General features: G+C 65.8%; 13 protein-coding genes. All 13 read left to right on the forward strand.

Going from position 1 to position 18039, the window contains the following annotated elements:
- Positions 1-86: 86 nt before the first annotated feature.
- The 13 genes from JZY06_RS00400 to JZY06_RS00460 all read left to right on the forward strand — a co-directional run bounded on the left by JZY06_RS00400 (position 87) and on the right by JZY06_RS00460 (position 17871).
- A complete protein-coding gene (locus JZY06_RS00400) occupies positions 87-1961 on the forward strand; it encodes a peptidoglycan D,D-transpeptidase FtsI family protein (RefSeq protein WP_377769017.1) in 1875 nt (624 codons plus the stop codon).
- A 507-nt stretch (positions 1962-2468) separates the two neighbouring features.
- Entirely contained in the window at positions 2469-4070 is a 1602-nt protein-coding gene (locus JZY06_RS00405) for a UDP-N-acetylmuramoyl-L-alanyl-D-glutamate--2,6-diaminopimelate ligase (protein ID WP_207117509.1), read from the forward strand.
- Between the two features lie 154 nt (positions 4071-4224).
- Complete coding sequence (locus JZY06_RS00410; protein WP_207117510.1) at positions 4225-5721, forward strand: UDP-N-acetylmuramoyl-tripeptide--D-alanyl-D-alanine ligase; 1497 nt, start codon at positions 4225-4227, stop codon at positions 5719-5721.
- A gap of 77 nt (positions 5722-5798) precedes the next feature.
- Positions 5799-6893: a phospho-N-acetylmuramoyl-pentapeptide-transferase gene (gene mraY / locus JZY06_RS00415; RefSeq protein ID WP_207117511.1), complete on the forward strand. Its 1095-nt coding sequence runs from the start codon at positions 5799-5801 to the stop codon at positions 6891-6893.
- 160 nt (positions 6894-7053) lie between these two features.
- The gene (gene murD, locus JZY06_RS00420) at positions 7054-8517 is read left to right on the forward strand and encodes a UDP-N-acetylmuramoyl-L-alanine--D-glutamate ligase (protein ID WP_207117512.1); all 1464 of its coding nucleotides are present in this window, start codon (positions 7054-7056) and stop codon (positions 8515-8517) included.
- 76 nt (positions 8518-8593) lie between these two features.
- Positions 8594-10123: a peptidoglycan glycosyltransferase FtsW gene (locus JZY06_RS00425; protein ID WP_207117513.1), complete on the forward strand. Its 1530-nt coding sequence runs from the start codon at positions 8594-8596 to the stop codon at positions 10121-10123.
- A gap of 122 nt (positions 10124-10245) precedes the next feature.
- Entirely contained in the window at positions 10246-11349 is a 1104-nt protein-coding gene (locus JZY06_RS00430; RefSeq protein ID WP_207117514.1) for a UDP-N-acetylglucosamine--N-acetylmuramyl-(pentapeptide) pyrophosphoryl-undecaprenol N-acetylglucosamine transferase, read from the forward strand.
- 155 nt (positions 11350-11504) lie between these two features.
- Positions 11505-12923, forward strand: a complete 1419-nt coding sequence (murC, locus tag JZY06_RS00435; protein ID WP_207118284.1) for a UDP-N-acetylmuramate--L-alanine ligase — start codon at positions 11505-11507, stop codon at positions 12921-12923.
- 120 nt (positions 12924-13043) lie between these two features.
- Positions 13044-13703, forward strand: coding sequence for a cell division protein FtsQ/DivIB (locus JZY06_RS00440; RefSeq protein ID WP_207117515.1), 660 nt, complete (start codon positions 13044-13046; stop codon positions 13701-13703).
- A gap of 476 nt (positions 13704-14179) precedes the next feature.
- The gene (gene ftsZ, locus JZY06_RS00445; protein ID WP_242516413.1) at positions 14180-15484 is read left to right on the forward strand and encodes a cell division protein FtsZ; all 1305 of its coding nucleotides are present in this window, start codon (positions 14180-14182) and stop codon (positions 15482-15484) included.
- Positions 15485-15528: 44 nt separating this feature from the next.
- A complete protein-coding gene (gene pgeF, locus JZY06_RS00450; RefSeq protein ID WP_242516414.1) occupies positions 15529-16356 on the forward strand; it encodes a peptidoglycan editing factor PgeF in 828 nt (275 codons plus the stop codon).
- Between the two features lie 172 nt (positions 16357-16528).
- Positions 16529-17284, forward strand: coding sequence for a YggS family pyridoxal phosphate-dependent enzyme (locus JZY06_RS00455; protein WP_207117516.1), 756 nt, complete (start codon positions 16529-16531; stop codon positions 17282-17284).
- Between the two features lie 155 nt (positions 17285-17439).
- On the forward strand, positions 17440-17871 hold the full coding sequence (locus JZY06_RS00460; RefSeq protein ID WP_207117517.1) for a cell division protein SepF: 432 nt from the start codon (positions 17440-17442) through the stop codon (positions 17869-17871).
- Positions 17872-18039 lie beyond the last annotated feature (168 nt).

Genomic DNA, 18039 nt, shown 5'->3' on the forward strand with positions numbered 1-18039 from the left:
CCGGACGGGCGAAGCGGGAACCGAAACCCACCCGGCCGACACCGTCGGCGGGTGGAAAATACGCCGGTGACCGGGGACGTTTCCGTATCCCCGGTACCAGTATCATCGGCCCGTCCGGGCAGGCCGGATCCGGAAAGCTGGGAACCCGCTCCCGGGCGATCGTCGCCCTGTCGGTCGTCTTTGTGGTGGTGCTTGTCTCCCGGTTGGCCTGGCTGCAGACGGTGAAAGGCCCGGAGCTTGCCGCTCTGGCGCAGCAGCAGCGCACCCGGGTCTACGATGAGTTCGCCCGCCGCGGATCAATCGAGGACACCGACGGCCGGGTTCTGGCCTACACCATGCGCTCCCGGTCGTTGACCACCTCACCCAATGTGCTGCGGGCGGAAGCCGCCGAGCGGCATACGTGGAATCCGAAAGTCAATCCGCCACCCGAGGAGTACCTCTCAACCATCGCCCACACCATCAGCGAGAAAATCGCCGGCTCCGGGGCGTCGGCCCGGGATGTTGATCCGGAGGAAATTCTGGACAAACTGAACAAAGACTCCGGCTACGAGGTGCTGGTGCGCAATGTCGACCCGGATATTGCCGCGGCGATCGCCGCCCAATTCCAAGGCATTGCCGCCGACCGGCAGGATGTGCGCGTCTACCCCAACGGCGCGATCGGGGAGAACATCATCGGCAAAACCTCCGCCGACGGTGACGGCCAGTTCGGCTACGAGGCGTGGGCTGACTCAACCCTGTCCGGCTCTGATGGGTCGGTGACCGAAGAAGTGTCCGCCGACGGGCAGACCATTCCCGGTACGCTGCGCGACCGCATCCCGGTGATCAACGGCTCGGATGCGACTTTGACCATCGACCTGGATGTGCAGACCTTCGTCCAGCAGCAGATTGAGCAGGCCAAAGCCAACTCCGGTGCCGAGCATGTCTCGGCGGTGGTGCTGGATGCGAAAACAGCCAAAGTCGTGGCCATGGCCAACACCGGCACCATCGATCCGACCGGCGATATCATCGCGCAGCGCAAACGGGGCAAATCCTTCGGCAACCCGGCGATCAGCGATCCTTTCGAACCCGGGTCAGTGGCGAAAATCATTACCGCCGCAGCCGCCATCGAAGACGGCAAAACCACCCCCGACGAGGTGCTGGAGGTCCCGGGAAGTATCCGCATGGCCGGGGTGACCGTGCATGATGCCTGGAACCACGGGCTGGTCAACTACACCACCACCGGGGTGTTCGGTAAATCCTCCAACGTGGGAACACTTCTTCTGGCCCAGCGGGTCGGCGAGGACCGATTCGCCGACATGCTCACCCGTTTCGGCATCGGGCAACCCACCCACATTGAACTGCCCGGTGAATCCCAGGGTCTTCTTCCCGACCGCTCCCAATGGTCCGGCGGCACCTTCGCCAACCTGCCGATCGGCCAGGGCATGTCGTTGACCCTGCTGCAGATGGCCGGTGTCTACCAGGCCATCGCCAATGACGGGGTACGCATAGAACCGCGGATCGTGGAAAAAATCACCACCCCCGACGGGACGGTGATCCCCGCCGATCCCGCCCCGCAGACCCGGGTGGTATCCGGGCAGACCGCACAGACGGTGCGCACCATCTTCCAGGCGGTCACCCAAAATGATCCCACCGGCATCAACCGGGGCACCGGTCCGGCGGCAGCCGTCGACGGCTACCAGATCGCCGGTAAAACCGGCACCGCCCAACAGGTTGACCCGAACTGCAACTGCTACTCGAATTCGATGTACTGGATCACGTTCGCCGGCATCGCCCCGGCCGATGATCCGCGGTTCGTGATCGCCATCATGATGGATAAGCCGCAGCGCGGCCCCCACGGGGAGGGAGGGCAGTCCGCCGCCCCGCTGTTCCACGACATCGCCGCCTGGCTGCTCAACCACTACAACGTTGCACTGTCCCCGCCGCGGGAAGGCCCGGAGCAGCTGACACTGCATATTCCCTGACAATCGTCGACAATCGTGCCCCGGGCACCGCCGGCTCCGGCAACCGGCGGGCACACGCCATGCCCGCCGGTGTGCCTTCCGTGAAAAGCACAGGGGCTGTGCTGCGTTGTGGCGCGGCGGAGCCCGGGTGGGGCCTTCACCGCGCCGACCGGATGATCCGGGGAGTGCGATGCTGCGCGGTAAGGCGGCAAAAAAGTCCGGGCACCGGGGTTGGGCAGTCCGCTGTGGCGGCGGCTGTGCGTTGGCGGTGAGCCCCGGTGTGCGGGGGACACCGGCGGGCGGTTAGGGTGTTAGTTTCCCGGCACGCCGCGGCGCAGCGGCGGTGAGTGGCCTTTTTTCCGTGCGGGCATGATCTGCCTGTGGTTTCGCACGCATAGTGGAAAAAATCATTCCCGCGGGGCGTATCGTTGGCTGACAGGCCATGTGACCGGCGGCGGAAAAAGGCTGCCGCAGCATGTGTGTGACAAGACATGCGCTGAACAACAACCGATGTGAAGGTGGAACGCCATGGGCAGTTCACTTGCAAACCTGACCCGGATCTCCGGGGGTAAACTGATCGGCGGCAGTCATGAGCACGCCGAGAAATTGCGTGTCGACTCCGTCGGCATCAACGCCCAGTCGGTCGGCAAACTGGGTCTTTTTGCCGCGGTTCCCGGAACCCGGGCGCACGGCGCGCAGTTCGCCGCGAAATCGGCCGGTCCGGCGATCCTCACCGACCCTGAGGGGCAGAAAATACTGCAGGAGTCGGGCGAGATCCGGCCGATCATCGTCGTCGATGATGTGCGGGCGGTGCTGGGCGAAGTCGCAGCCGACGTCTACGGGCACCCGTCGGAGAAACTGACCGTCATCGGGGTGACCGGCACCAGCGGTAAAACCACTGTTGCGCACCTGATCGAGCAGTCGCTGCTATCGGCCGGGTACAAAGTCGGCATGATCGGCACCAACGGCACCCGGATCAACGGGCAGGCCGTGGAAACGGAGCTGACCACCCCGGAGGCGCCGGTTCTGCAGGAACTCTACCGGCAGATGAACGATGAGGGGGTCACCCATGTCGTGATGGAGGTCTCCTCCCACGCGCTGGTGCTCGGGCGGGTCAACGGTACCCGTTTTGCTGTCGGCGGGTTTACCAACCTCTCCCAGGACCATCTCGACTTCCACCACACAATGGAGGAGTATTTCGAGGCGAAAGCCGCCTTCTTCCGCCCCGGTTCACCGGTCAGGGCGGCCCGGCAGGTCATCTGTGTCGACGGTGACTGGGGCAAAAAGATGGCGGTGGTGGCGGGGCCGTCCGCCGACACCCTGTCGGTGGAGGGCGCACCGGCGACGATCACCGTCACCGATATCGCCGACGGCGACGACGGGCACAAAAACTTCACCGTTCACCTGGCCGGATGCAAGTATCCGGTCTCGATTTCCATGCCCGGCCAGTTCAACATCACCAACGCGGCGCTGGCGCTGTCGTTGGCGGTGGCCGCCGGTGTTGACGGGGCCACTGCCGCCGCAGGTATGAAAGATGCCGTGGTCCCCGGGCGCATGCAGTCCATTGACGTGGGACAGAATTTCACCGCCGTGGTCGACTACGCCCACAAACCGGCCGCCCTGGCCGCGGTGTTGGACACCTTGAACCAGCAGCGGACCGGCCGCACCGCGGTGGTTGTCGGGGCCGGGGGAAACCGGGACACCGGCAAGCGCCCCCTGATGGGTAAAAACGCCTGCCAACGGGCCGATCTGGTGATTGTCACCGATGACAATCCGCGGGATGAGGATCCGGCGGCCATCCGGGCGCAGATCATTGCCGGGATCACCGAGATCACCAAGGAGAAACAGGCCGCCGCCAAAAAACAAAAAGGCAAGAAAACCAAAATCACCCGGGTGGCCGAGTACCGGGAGATCGGTGACCGGGCGCAGGCCATTCAGGCGGCCGTCGACTGGGCCGACGAAGGCGACGCGATTGTGGTGGCCGGCAAAGGACACGAAACCGGCCAGAAAATCGGCGGCGAAATCCATCCCTTCGACGACCGCGAAGTGCTCGAGCGGTGCATCCGGCGGCGCCTGTCTGCTGCGGCGAGCGACACACCCGACGGCGTCGACGGCCCTGTGGCCGGGTAAACGGCCGGTGGGGTCGGCCGTTTCCCGTCGTCGGCCACGCCGGATCCGGCAGTGTGTTTTTCCCGGCGGGCAAGCGGCTACAATTCGCCCCGGGGACAACCATGCTGGTGTGTCTTACCGGTTTGTCCGTTATCGGTTTTTTCCAGGAGCACCCATGATCGAGATGACTCTCGCTGAGATCGCGCAGATTACCGGCGGGAAGCTTGCGCCGCACACCGACGGGGACACCCCGGTGGCCGGCACAGTGGAATTCGATTCCCGTGCCGTGGGCGCCGGATCGCTGTTTATCTGCCTGCCCGGTGCCCGGGTGGACGGCCATGATTTCGCCGCCGAAGTCATCGGCAACGGCGCCGCCGGGGTGCTGTGTGCCCGCGACACCGGGGTGCCGGGGGTGATTGTCCCGCACACCGACAAACCGATGACCAACGCCTACATCTACGACAATGATCCCGGCGGTGACGGGGTCAGTGTGGTCAAAGCCCTGTCGCTGCTGGCCCGCAGTGTCGTTGACCGGCTGGCCGCCGGAGGAATGAAGGTTGCCGCGGTCACCGGGTCGGCGGGAAAAACCTCCACCAAAGACATGATCGCCACCGTGCTCACAGCTGCGGCGGGAAGTGATGATCCGGCGGCGGTGGTGGCTCCCCCGGGAAGCTTCAACAATGAAATCGGGCTGCCCTACACGGCGCTGAAAGCCACTGCCGGCACCCGGTGGCTGGTGGCGGAAATGTCAGCCCGCGGGGTCGACCACATCCGGCAGCTGACCGAGATCACCCCACCGGATATCGGGGTGGTTCTCAACGTCGGTACCGCGCACCTGGGTGAATTCGGAAGCGTGGACACCATCGCCGAAGCCAAAGGGGAACTGGTGGAGGCCCTGCCGCCCACCGGTGTGGCGGTGCTCAACGCCGATGATCCGCGGGTGGCCGCCATGGCGCAGCGCACCCGGGCCACAGTGATCACCTTTTCCACCCGTGACACCGGTGCTGACGTCACCGCCACCGGCATTGAACTCGATGAATTGTCCAGGGCACGGTTTGTCCTCCACGCCTCAGGCGACAGCGCCCCGGTGTCGCTGAAGGTTTTCGGCGCGCACCAGGTGCCCAATGCCCTGGCCGCGGCAGCTGTCGGCCTGGAAGCCGGGATGGATGTGGCGCAGGTGGCTGCGGCACTGTCGGAGCATGTGGCGGCATCGGCCAACCGGATGGATGTCACCACCCGGCGTGACCGGGTGACCATCATCAACGATTCCTACAACGCCAACCCCGACTCGATGAAAGCGGGCATCGATGCGTTGGCGTCGATGGCGGCCGCCCGCGGCAACGCCACCAGCTGGGCGGTCATCGGCCAGATGGGGGAGCTGGGTGATGATGCGGTGGCCCAGCACGAGGCGATCGCCGACTATCTCGCCGAGCACCACATCGACCGTGTGGTGGCTGTCGGAAACGATGTCGCCACCCGGGCGATGGCCAACCGGGCCGGTGAGTTGGGCCTGGCCGTCGACCGGGCCCAGTCGACCGGCGCGGCAGCCAACATCGTCGACCAGCACCTGACCAAAGGAGATGTGGTGCTGGTCAAAGCCTCCCAAGTGGAACGCCTGTGGGAAGTCGCGGAACTGCTGATCGAACGGGACCGCAGCCGCCGGGTGCTGTAAGCCCCCGGGCCGCGCCGGCGGAAGCAACCGTTAAGCTAACCCCACATGGACATCGAAAGAGCGTGAGTTAAAACCCCATGGCACAGATCATCTTGAGTGGTGCGGTCGGCTTCCTGGTCGCCATCTTTTTCACCCCGGTACTCATCCGGCGTTTCTCCGCCGAAGGGCTGGGCCAGGAAATCCGTTCCGACGGCCCGGCCAGTCACTTGAGAAAACGCGGCACCCCGACAATGGGCGGGATCGCGATCATCGCCGGAATCATCGCCGGTTATCTGGTGGGAAACCTGGCGGGACTGTTCTCCGGGAAAGGCGGTTTCACCGCCTCCGGGATGCTGGTGATGTTTTTGACCCTGGCGATGGGGGCGCTCGGGTTTGCCGACGACTACATCAAACTGGCCAAGGGCCGGAACCTGGGGTTGAACAAAACCGGCAAACTCGTCGGCCAGCTGGTCGCCGCCCTGATTTTCGCCTGGGGGATCCTGCAGTTCAAAAACCATGCCGGACTCACCCCCGGTTCGGCGCACCTGAGCTTTATCCGCGACATCACGATCTATGACCTGTCGCTGGGCGGCGGCATCCTCGGGATGGGGCTGTTTTTGCTGTTCATGTACATTCTGGTCTCGGCCTGGACCAATGCGGTCAACCTCACCGACGGACTGGACGGCCTGGCCGCCGGGTCAGTGTCGATGGTGCTGGGCACCTACACGGTGATGACTTTCTGGCAGTTCCGCAACTCCTGCACCACCAACACCGGTCCGGCCTGCTACGAGGTCCGTGACCCGCTGTCACTGGCGATTATCTGCGCCGCCGGACTGGGCGCCTGCCTGGGATTTCTGTGGTGGAACTGCGCCCCGGCGAAAATATTCATGGGCGATACCGGCTCCCTGGCGCTCGGCGGGCTGATCGCCGGGGTGTCGGTGTGCTCGCGCACCGAGCTGTTGATGATCGTCATCGGTTCGCTGTTTGTCATCGAGGCCGCCTCGGTGGTCATCCAGGTGGCGGTGTTCAAAACCCGGCGCAAGCGGTTTTTCCGCATGGCCCCCTTCCACCACCACTTCGAAAATGGCGGCTGGGCGGAAACGACGGTGGTCATCCGTTTCTGGCTGCTGTCGGCCATGGCGTGTATTGCCGGACTGGCGCTGTTTTACTCGGAATGGCTGACCGTGTCCTAGCCGGCGGCCGCCGCGCCGCACCGGGTGCCGCCCGCCGTGCTTTTCCCTCCGCCCCGCCGTGCCCCGGTTCCGGTGCGGGAGCAGGGCGGGTAATCTTTTACCCACAGCGGGCCGCCGCGGGTCCGGCAGATTATTTCACCCAGCAAGAAAAGAGCCTTTCGTGACTGTCAGCGACACCGGCCAGCGTCGGCCACTTCCGGATGGATGCGACATCCAGGGTCCCGTTCTGGTTGCCGGTGCCGGGGTATCCGGTGCCGGATGCGTGCGCATGCTCTGCGACCTGGGGGTGCCGGTCGTGGTGGCCGACGACAATGAGATCGCCCGGCAGAAAGTGCACGAGCTGACCGGCGCGACCGATATCTCTGTGGCCTGCGCCATGACGCGTCTGGCCGAGTTTGCGCTGGTTGTCACCTCTCCCGGGTGGCGGCCGGACACCGCGCTTCTCACCGCTGCCGCCGACGCCGGCTGTGAGGTCATCGGTGACATCGAACTGGCCTGGCGGCTGGATATGGCGGGGGCATTCGGTGCCCCCCACACCTGGGTGGTCATCACCGGAACCAACGGGAAAACAACCACCACCGCCATGTGTGCGGCCATGCTGGTTGCGGGCGGGAAAAAAGCCGCCGCGGTCGGCAATATCGGGGTCGCTGTCGGCGATGCGCTGACGGCGGCGACCCGCATCGACATCCTGGTCGCCGAATTGTCCAGCTTCCAGCTGCACTGGACCAGCCGGTTCCGGCCCGACGCCGGGGCACTGCTGAACCTGGCCGATGACCATCTCGACTGGCACGGAAGTTTCGCCGCCTATGCGGCAGCCAAAGCCCGGGCACTGACCGGCCCGGTCGCGGTGATCGGCGCCGACGACCCGCACGTGGCCGAGCAGGTCAAACAGCTCGAAAGCGACGGGGTGCTGGCGTCAACCCGGCTGATCGGATTCACCCTCAACGAACCGACCGACGGTGAACTGGGAATCCACGACGGATACCTGCTCGACCGGGCCTGCGGCGGTGACGGCAACCCCGACGGGGTGGTGCTTGCCGCAGCCGACGGTATTTCCCCGGCCGGTGCCGCAGGCCGGCTCGATGCCCTGGCCGCTGCTGCGCTGGCCCGCAGCCAGGGGGTGGAGCCGGCAGCGGTGAAAAAAGCACTGGCCACCTTCACCGTCTCCGCCCACCGCGGGCAGGTCGTCGACAACACGGGGGATATCCGTTTCATCGACAACTCCAAAGCCACCAACCCGCATGCGGCCGACGCGGCGATGGCCGGGGCCGACCCGTTTATCTGGATTGCCGGCGGCCAGCTCAAGGGCGCCGACATCGATGCGTTGGTCAAAGCGCACGCCCACCACATCACCGCGGCGGTGCTGCTGGGGGTGGACCGGATGATCATCGCCGACTGCCTGGGCAGGCTGGCCCCCGATGTGCCGGTGACGGTGATTGATTCCACCGACCCGGATGAGGCGATGCGGCAGTGCGTTGCTGCCGCGATCGGCTACGCCCGCGCCGGTGACACGGTCATGCTGGCCCCGGCGGCGGCAAGTCTGGACATGTATGAGGGCATGGGTCAGCGCGGCGATCTCTTCGCGGCCCACGCGCGTGCCTATACTTGCGGTACGCACAAGTAAATTCCGCCGCTTCAGTCACAGTCGTTAACAGCTGTCGCAGATTGTGTTGCGTCGGAAGAGGCCATCCGAGGAGCCCATGACCACCAGGACCGCCCCCAGTCCCCGTCCCGCGCCGCCCACATCACGCGGACCCGGCCAGCGTGCCGGAGATATTCTGTCGCGCCCGCTGACCGACTATTTCATGATCCTGACCTGCGTGATGTTTTTGACCTTCTTCGGTTTGGTGATGGTGGCCGCGGCCACCATCGCCCGCGCCGGGGCGCAGGGCAGCGTGTGGTCCCTGGCCCTCAAACAGGCCGCCCTGGTGGGGCTGGGGCTGGTGGTGATGTGGATCGGCCTGAAACTGCGCCCGGGATTTATCCGGCGCATGTCGCTTCCGTTCCTGCTCATTGCCGTGGCGCTGCTGCTTGCCACCCTGGTCAAAGGCATCGGCGGGCAGGAAGTCGGCTCCCAGTCGTGGCTGACTTTCGGGCCGTTTCGGCTGCAGGCCTCGGAGGTGGCGAAAATCGCCATCGCCGTGTGGGGGGCGAGCTATTTGGCGAAAAAACAACCGGATGAGCATTCCGCCGCGCAGCGCTATCTGCGTTTCGCTTTCGCCTCCTTGCTGGTGTTTGTGCTCATCATCGCCCAAAAAGACGTCGGTATGGCGGTGGTGTTCATCACCATGGTGGTGTTCGTGCTGCTTCTGGCCGGTATTGGCTGGCGGTGGATCATCGGTCTGGGGGGCATGGTGGTGGCCGTGGTGGCCGCCTACACCATCTCCGGGGGGTTTCGTTCGGATCGCCTGACCGTCTACGTGCAGGCGTTGTCGGGCAACTTCTCGGAAACCCGCTCCACGGCCTTCCAGTCCTACCAGGGATATCTTTCCCTGGCCGAAGGCGGGGTGACCGGGGTCGGCATCGGCCAGTCCCGGGCGAAATGGTTCTATCTGCCGGAAGCCCAGAACGACTTCATCTTCGCCATCATCGGGGAAGAAACCGGGCTGGTCGGCGCCGGGGTGGTGGCGGTGGTCTACACCCTGCTGCTCATCTTCGGGCTGCGCTGCGCGCTGCGGCAAAATGACCGCTACAAAGCCCTGCTGGCCGGGGCGTTGACCCTTGGGGTGGTCAGCCAGGCCTACATCAACATGGCCTATGTGGTTGGTCTGCTGCCGGTGACCGGTCTGCAGCTGCCGTTGATTTCCTCCGGCGGATCCTCGACGGTGATCACCCTCGGGGCGATGGGGCTGTTGGCCAACTGTGCACGCCACGAACCGGAAGCCATTGCCGCCATGCAGTCGGGTGGACGCCCGGCGCTGGACCGTGTCCTGCTGCTGCCCGAACCGTGGGCCGCCCCGCCGGTGGGCCGTGCCCGGCGCAGCCGCGGCGAACGCACCGCCGAGCCGCTCGCCGGGGCGCCGCGGCGCAGCGGAGACACCACTTCGTCGCCCCGGCAGAAAGTCAGCAGCCTGGGGCCGACACCCCGCCAGCGCCGGCAGGCCACGAAAAACCGGTCGGCAGCCGACACCCCGCGGCGGGTCAGGGAAACCACCACCTCGCGGGCACATCCCGGCGGCGCGGCGGCCGGTGGTTCCGGGCACCGTGGCCGCGGCCGGCGCTCCAGCTGAGCCGGGTGTGGCACCCGCGGCTTCGTCCACTGTTGTCGGCTGTCCCGTTGCCCCCGGGCCCCGGCGTTGATCCTGCACCATTTATCCACACGTCTTTGTGAAAGGCCGGTTTTTCCACCATCATGTCCACCAGCAACCGCACAACACAGATTCGGGTTCTTGTGGCCGGGGGCGGCACCGCCGGGCATATTGAACCGGCCCTGGCCGTCGCCGATGCGTTGACCGGTCATTTCGGCGCGCAGGTCATCTGCCTGGGAACCGCCCGGGGACTGGAAACCGATCTGGTTCCCGCCCGCGGCCATGTTCTTGAACTGATCGACCCGGTGCCGGTGCCCCGCACACTGTCGATGGATCTGGTCAAACTTCCCTTCCGCGTGGTCAAGGCGGTGGCCCAGACAGTGCGGGTGATCAGAAACAACAACCTGGACCGGGTCATCGGATTCGGCGGCTATGTGGCGGCCCCGGCGTATCTGGCGGCGGCGGTGACCCGCACACCGTTTTTCGTTCATGAAGCCAATGCCCGGGCCGGTCTGGCCAACAAGTTGGGCACCTGGCTGGGCGGAACCGGTCTGGTCGCCTACCCCGACTGCGGGCTGAAAGGACAGTTCGTCGGCATGCCGGTGCGCCCTGAACTGTCGGCGGTCCCGCCGGACAGCCCCGCGGCGGCCCTCCGGCGCAGCGAGGCAATCGAGATGTTCGGGCTCGACCCGGACAAAAAAACGGTGCTGGTCACCGGTGGATCGCAGGGGGCGGCCACACTCAACGAGGCGGTGGCCGGCGCTGCCCCGGCGGTGGTGGACGCCGGGTTCCAGATTCTGCACGCCTACGGCAAGAAAAACCCGGCCCCGGCCACCATCGGCGGCTGGGTGGCGCTGCCGTTCATCGACCGGATGGACATGGCGTATGCGGCAGCCGATCTGGTGGTGTGCCGCTCCGGGGCGATGACGGTGGCGGAGGTGACCGCCTCGGCGACACCGGCGGTGTATGTGCCGCTGCCGCACGGCAACGGGGAACAGGCCCAAAACGCGGCCGCGGTTATTGCCGCCGGTGCCGCGGAGATCATCGACAATGCCTCCATGAACGGCGGGGTGCTGGCCGATACCGTCATCGGGCATCTGCGTAATCCCGCCGGTCTGGCGGCGATGTCCAGGGCAGCCGGAGGCTGTGCGGCGGGATCGGCCGCCGAGGACATCGCCCGGATGGTGGCCACCGGCAGCAGGTCCTAGGACACCCGGCCGGGTGCACGTCTGTGGTGCCCTGCCCCGGGGGCGGGGACACTACGGGAAGCCAACACACTTTTTTCGGATAAAAAACAACGACAACTGCTGGAGTGACAAGCGAAGTGACAGGCGAGACAACACACGACATTTCCCGGGTGCACATGGTCGGTATCGGCGGCTCCGGGATGAGCGGACTGGCCCGGATTCTTCTGGCCCGGGGCAGTACCGTAACCGGATCGGACATGCGTGATTCCCGGATTCTTCTGGCGCTGCGTTCCGCCGGCGCCCATGTCGCCGTCGGACATGACAAAGACAATCTTTTCCTTGCCGGTCACGCCCCCAGCGTGGTGGTGACCAGCTTCGCGGCGATCCCCGAGAGCAACCCGGAGCTCGCCGCCGCCAGGGACAACAACATTCCGGTGATCAGGCGCAGTGATCTTCTCGCCGAGCTGATGCGCGATGACACCCAGGTGCTCATCGCCGGAACCCACGGAAAAACCTCCACCACGTCGATGACCGTGGCGGCGCTGCAAACCGCTGGATGTGATCCGTCGTTCGCCATCGGCGGACAGTTGAACAAAGCGGGCACCAACGCCCACCACGGCACCGGGGACTGCTTTGTCGCCGAAGCCGACGAATCGGATGCCTCCCTGCTGCGCTACCGGCCGACGGTGGCGGTGATCACCAATGTGGAACCCGACCACCTGGATTATTTCAAAACCCCGGAGAAATACCGCGAAGTGTTCGACTCCTTCGCCGACACCGTCACCGACGACGGGGTGCTGGTGGTGTGCCTGGACGATGATGCGGCGGCACAGGTGGGGCTGCGGGCGGCCGGGCGCGGGATCCGGGTCATCGGCTACGGCACCCGGCGGGCGGCCGCGGCCCACCCGTCGATTGAGGCGGCGGTGGTCATCGAAACAATCGACCACACCGATTTCCGTTCCCGGGCGGTGGTGACACTGCCCGACGGGCAGCGCAGGGAACTGGTGGTGGCCATCCCCGGCGACCACATGGTGCACAATGCGGCCGCGGCAATCACCGCCGGCTGCCAGGTGGGGGCCGACCCGGACAAACTGATTGAGGGTATCTCCGGTTTCACCGGGGTGCGGCGGCGCTTCGAGCTGAAAGGAACGGTCACCGGCGGGCGCTACGACGGCACCCGGGTCTTCGACGACTACGCCCACCATCCCACAGAGGTCGCGGCCGTGGTCGGCGCCTGCGGGGAACTTGACCGCGGGGACAGCCCCGGCCCGCTGATCGCCGTGTTCCAGCCGCATCTTTACTCCCGCACCATCAATTTCGCCCACGAATTCGCCGCGGCGCTGTCGCTGGCCGACGAAGTGGTGGTCCTCGATATATTCCCCGCCCGGGAAGCACCCGTGGAAGGTGTCGACGGCCGGATCATCGCCGACAAAGTCACCAAACCCGTGCACTATGTCGACGATTTTTCCCGGGTGCCGCAGGAAGTGGCCGCCATTGCCGGGAAAAACTCACTGATTCTCACCATCGGGGCGGGTACGGTGACCATGCTGGGTGAGGAAATCATCACCGCGTTAAGCCGCCGCAGCGGGATCTGACCGCCCCGGCAGGCCACCGCCCCTTTTTTTCCGCTCCGCGCCACCCGGCGGGGGGCGGGGTCGTGGGGAAAGGGTTATGCCAAACGACCATAGAATGCACCACCCGTCGGGAAGAAAACCGTGAAAAAGAAAATCACCCTCACCCTTGCGCTGCTGGCCGGTGTGCTGGCCGTTGCCGTCGGTGTCGTTTGGGCGGCACCGGTAATGACCGTGTCCGACTGGCAGATCACCGGCAACCAGCACACCCCCGCCGCGGAGATCCGCACCGCCACCGGTATCACCGACGGGGACAATATCGCCCGCGCCGATCTGAAGTCGGCTTCGGCGGCGGTGGCCGGACTGCCGTGGATCAAACAGGCCACCGTCAAACGGCGGCTGCCGTCGACGATCATTGTTGAGGTCACCGAGCGGGTGCCGGTGATGGTTGTTGACCGTCCCGACGGCCCGCATCTGGTCGACCAGGACGGTGTCCCGTTCATCATCGCCGAACCCGGGCCGGGCCTGGTGCCGGTGACCGGAACACCTGACGGGGACGGGAAAGTCCTTGCCGCCGTCGCCGGGGTGATCGAGCGTGTCCCGGAGCATCTGCGCCCGCGTATCGCCTCCATTGACGCCCCGGACCGGTTCAGCATCACCCTTGCAACCACCGACGGGAAAACAATTGTCTGGGGCAGCACCGACAACGCCGCCGCCAAAGCCGTGGCCCTGGGTATTGCCGTCGACCAGGAAGGCACAGTGATCAATATCTCCGACCCGTCGCAGATGGCGGTGCGCGACTAAGACACATCCCCCACACCCGGCGCCGCGGATTCCCCGCCCCGCCACCGCCGGCGGGGGCACCCGCCGGCGCGGACTCCCCGCCCCCGGCCAGCCCGCACCCGGCCGGGGGAGCAGCGGGTTGATCACTGCTGTTGAGACGGTCCGCGCCGGGCTGTCGCGGGGCGGGAAAAGACCACGTCAGAAACCTTGAACCTGTGGTTGAGGGTGCCGACACGCCGCGCGAATGTCCGCCGTTTTGTTTGCTTCATGCCGCATGATTGGTGATACACCGCTGGCCCCGAATTTTTATATGCCGGCCGCACAACCGTGGCGCCGGGCGGGCGCTGTTTTTCCCGGCCTTGCAGTTTTTTCCACCAAAGGCCGCGGAAAAAACATCCCCGCCCCCGCTTTATGCCCCTCGCCCCCCGGGTCCGGACAGGGAACAAACCCGGGGTGCACCACCTGTACAAGCCGCTGAAGAAAGACAAATTTTCGCTATGACCAACGATCACGAGCTCCCGGACTCCGGCAGCTGCATCGACAGTGACCAGCAGATGGCCGTCATTAAGGTCGTCGGTGTCGGCGGCGGCGGTGTCAACGCCATCAACCGCATGATTGACGCCGGCCTGCAGGGCGTGGAGTTCATCGCCGTCAACACCGACTCACAGGCACTGTTTATGACCGACGCCGATGTCAGCCTGAACATCGGGCACGAAAAAACCCGCGGCCTGGGCGCCGGCGCGGACCCGGAGGTCGGTAAAAAATCGGCCGAGGATTCCAAAGACGCCATCGAGGAGGCGCTGCGCGGCGCCGATATGGTGTTCGTCACAGCCGGGGAAGGTGGTGGCACCGGTACCGGCGCTGCCCCGGTGGTCGCCGGTATCGCCCACAAGGCCGGTGCCCTGACTGTCGGTGTGGTCACCAAGCCGTTCATGTTCGAGGGCAAACGCCGCATGAGCCAGGCCCTGGAAGGCATCAAAACCCTGCAGGACTGCTGTGACACGCTGATCGTCATCCCCAACGACCGGCTGCTGGAACTCGGCGATCAGTCAATCACCATGGTGGAGGCTTTCCGCCGCGCCGACGATGTGCTCTACTCCGGTGTGCAGGGGATCACCGACCTGATCGTCACCCCGGGCCTGATCAACGTCGACTTCGCCGATGTGCGTTCCGTGATGGCGGAAGCTGGTTCCGCGCTGATGGGTGTGGGGACAGCCTCCGGGGACAACCGGGTGGCTGACGCGGTGGAAAAAGCCATCAATTCCCCGCTTCTGGAATCGACCATCGACGGTGCCACCGGTTTGCTGCTCAGCTTCGCGGGCGGATCCGATATGGGTCTGTTCGAGGTCAACGAAGGCGCGGCCATGGTCTCCAAGAGGGTCAATGTCGACGCCAACGTCATCTTCGGTGCCGTGGTTGATTCCAATCTCGGCGACGAGGTGCGGGTGACTGTCATCGCCACCGGCTTTGACCCGAACAACAAAGTTCAGGCCCAGGCGAACAAAGACACCGACCATGCCGCTGACGGCGCGGCGGCCCCCGCCCCGGGATCGGGACTGTTCGGCAAAGTCACCGCCGCCGACAGCGACCGGGACAGTGAACCTTCCGGCCAGCGGCACCGCGATGATTCCGACCACCCGGCGCCCACCGCCCGGCCGGACAGCTACAGCTCTGTCCGGGGCCGTGACCGCGACCGTGACCGTGACCGGCTGCGCCCGGGCTACGCCCACGGCAGCTTCGATGGGTCCCGCCGCCACGACGATGACGACGATGATCTCGACATCCCCGATTTCCTCCGCTAGTTCCGGCAGGTAACCGATTGTCTGTCAAGGCAGAGTGACAACACATGGCCGACAGCGGGAACAACCCATCTGACCGGGCGCTGATTCCCGGCACCCTCACCTATCTCGGGGTGGGGGAGCCGGCCGTCGCCGGGGTGTTGTTCACCGCCCGCACCGGCGGCAGCTCCACAGGCCCCTACCAGGGGCTGAACCTGGCCCACCACGTCGGCGATGATCCCGGTGCGGTGGACCACAACCGGCGGCTGATCGATGTGTTCACCGCCCAGAACAATCCGGTCACCTGGATGGATCAGGTCCACGGCCGCACCATCGGGGTGATCGGCAGGATTCCCGCCACCATTCCCGGTCCACCGGTTGAGGTGGTGCCCGCCACCATCGGCTCCACTTCACCCGCCACCGACGCCCTGGTGGCCTGTGGAACGGGAATACCGGTGGGGGTGCTGGTCGCCGACTGCGTGCCGCTGATCATGGTTGATCTGCCGCACCGTATTGTCGCCGCCGTCCACGCGGGCCGCCGCGGCGCAGCCGCGGGTATCGCGGAATCCACCTTTCAGGTCATGGCGGCTGTCGGTGCCCGGCCGGACACCACAGCGGCGTTTATCGGCCCGTCGGCCCGCGGCTGCTGCTATGAGGTTGATCAGGCCACCGCCTTGCAGGTGGAACAGCAACTGCCCGGATCAGCCCGTCCGACGTCGACCGGCGCGCCCGGCCTTGATCTGGCTGCGGGCCTGCATCACCAGCTCAGTCGGCTGGACGTCAAGACCATCGAGATCAGTGACCGATGCACCATCTGCGATACGGACTATTTCAGCTACCGGCGCGCCCACACCACCGGCCGCCAGGCCGGTGTGGTCTGGATCGGCTCAAGATAGCCACCGACACCAGCCCGGCACGCCCGGCACGCCGCAGGAGCGGCAGGCGGCGTCGCCGGGATTTTGTTAAAAAAACAACAGCCACCCCTCCCGCCGCCCAAGACCCGCCGCCTGAGACGGACAACACCGCACGCCCGGGGGCGGAAGAAGAAAAAGAGAAAGGCGCCCTGTCATGGACCAGCCCCATACCCCCGAGGCACCCGAGGCCCCCGGAACCCCCGAGCGGCTGCGGCAGCTGTCAGCCAACTACAACCGGGTGGTCTCGCGGCTGCGGGCCGCGGAAACCGCCGCCGGGCGCAGCCCGGGCGAGGTGGAGCTGGTGCCGGTGACCAAATTCCACCACCCGGAGGATGTGCGCATGCTGCTCGGCCTCGGGGCCACGGTGGTGGGGGAGAACCGGGTGGAGGAAGCGGCAACCAAACATGACCTGGTCCCGGAGATCGGCATCGACATCATCGGCCGGATCCAGACGAAAAAAGCCCACGCGGCCGCCCGGGTGGCCCACCGGGTGCACTCGGTGGATTCGGAAAAAATCGCCCGCGCCCTCAACCGGGGGGTGGGTTTGGCCATCGAGCGCGGGCAGCGCCCGGCGGATCACCCATTGCAGGTGCTGATCCAATATTCCTGCGACGGTGACCCCCACCGCGGCGGGGTCACCGCCGACCGGCTGACGGATCTGGCCGGTGTCATCGACGGGGAGCTGGACTCACTGGTGCTCGCCGGGGTGATGTGCATGCCGCCGCTGGCAGCGGAACCCGGGACCGTCATCGCCACCGCCCGCCGGCTGACCGACCGGCTGGCCGCAACAGTTGGCCGCCGCCTCATCCTGTCGGCGGGTATGTCCGGTGATATGGAACAGGCGGTGGCGGCCGGCAGTGATCTTGTGCGTGTCGGTACAGCGATCATGGGCACCCGGCCACTAAATTAGTCCCCAACGACCAATCCCCGACGCCACCGGCAGTGTTCCCGGCAGGACGGTGGCCGCGGCGCATCGAAGACGGTACGTCCGGCAAGAAGGTTTTCACCACAGGATTGCTCCGGCGTCTTATCCCCCGAAGAAACGGAAAAACAAAGTAGTTCATCATGGCTTCCAGCGCAGTAAGCAAGTTCAAGCAGTTTTTCGCCCTCGACGGCACCATGCCCGCCGATGACTCCTACATGGCCGAGGACAACGCCTACGAGGAGCGCAGCTCCTACGGCTACCAGCCCACCCATGCCGCCCACAGCGACTACACTCCCGCCCGCCGCAGCCCGCAGCCGTCGGTGGTGCCGGTTGATGTCCGCGGTTTTTCCACTGTCCGCCACATCGGGGAAGCTTTCCGCGACGGCAATATTGTGGTGTTCACGCTCTCCGAGCTGCCCCGCGATGAGGCCCGCCGGGTCGTCGACTACGCCGCCGGGCTGTGCCACGGTCTGCGCGGCCGGATGCAGAAACTTCCCCGCACCAGCTTCGGACTGATTCCGGAGGGCGTGGAAATCGAAACCTACGAACTCGAAGACGCCCTCGAGTTTTAACGCCCTGCGCCCAACCAACCGGACACACCACCGGTAGCCGCCCACCGGTCACCCCCGTCGGCCGGGATATGACCGTTCAGCGGGCGGCAGGCGGTGTGGCGGGGGATGATTTAAAAAACCTTCACACCCCGCGACCGGCTGCAGTGAGCTGTCACAGCAGCCCGGTCG

It is taken from the genome of Corynebacterium mendelii (genome assembly GCF_017307055.1).
Classification (GTDB): Bacteria; Actinomycetota; Actinomycetes; order Mycobacteriales; family Mycobacteriaceae; genus Corynebacterium; species Corynebacterium mendelii.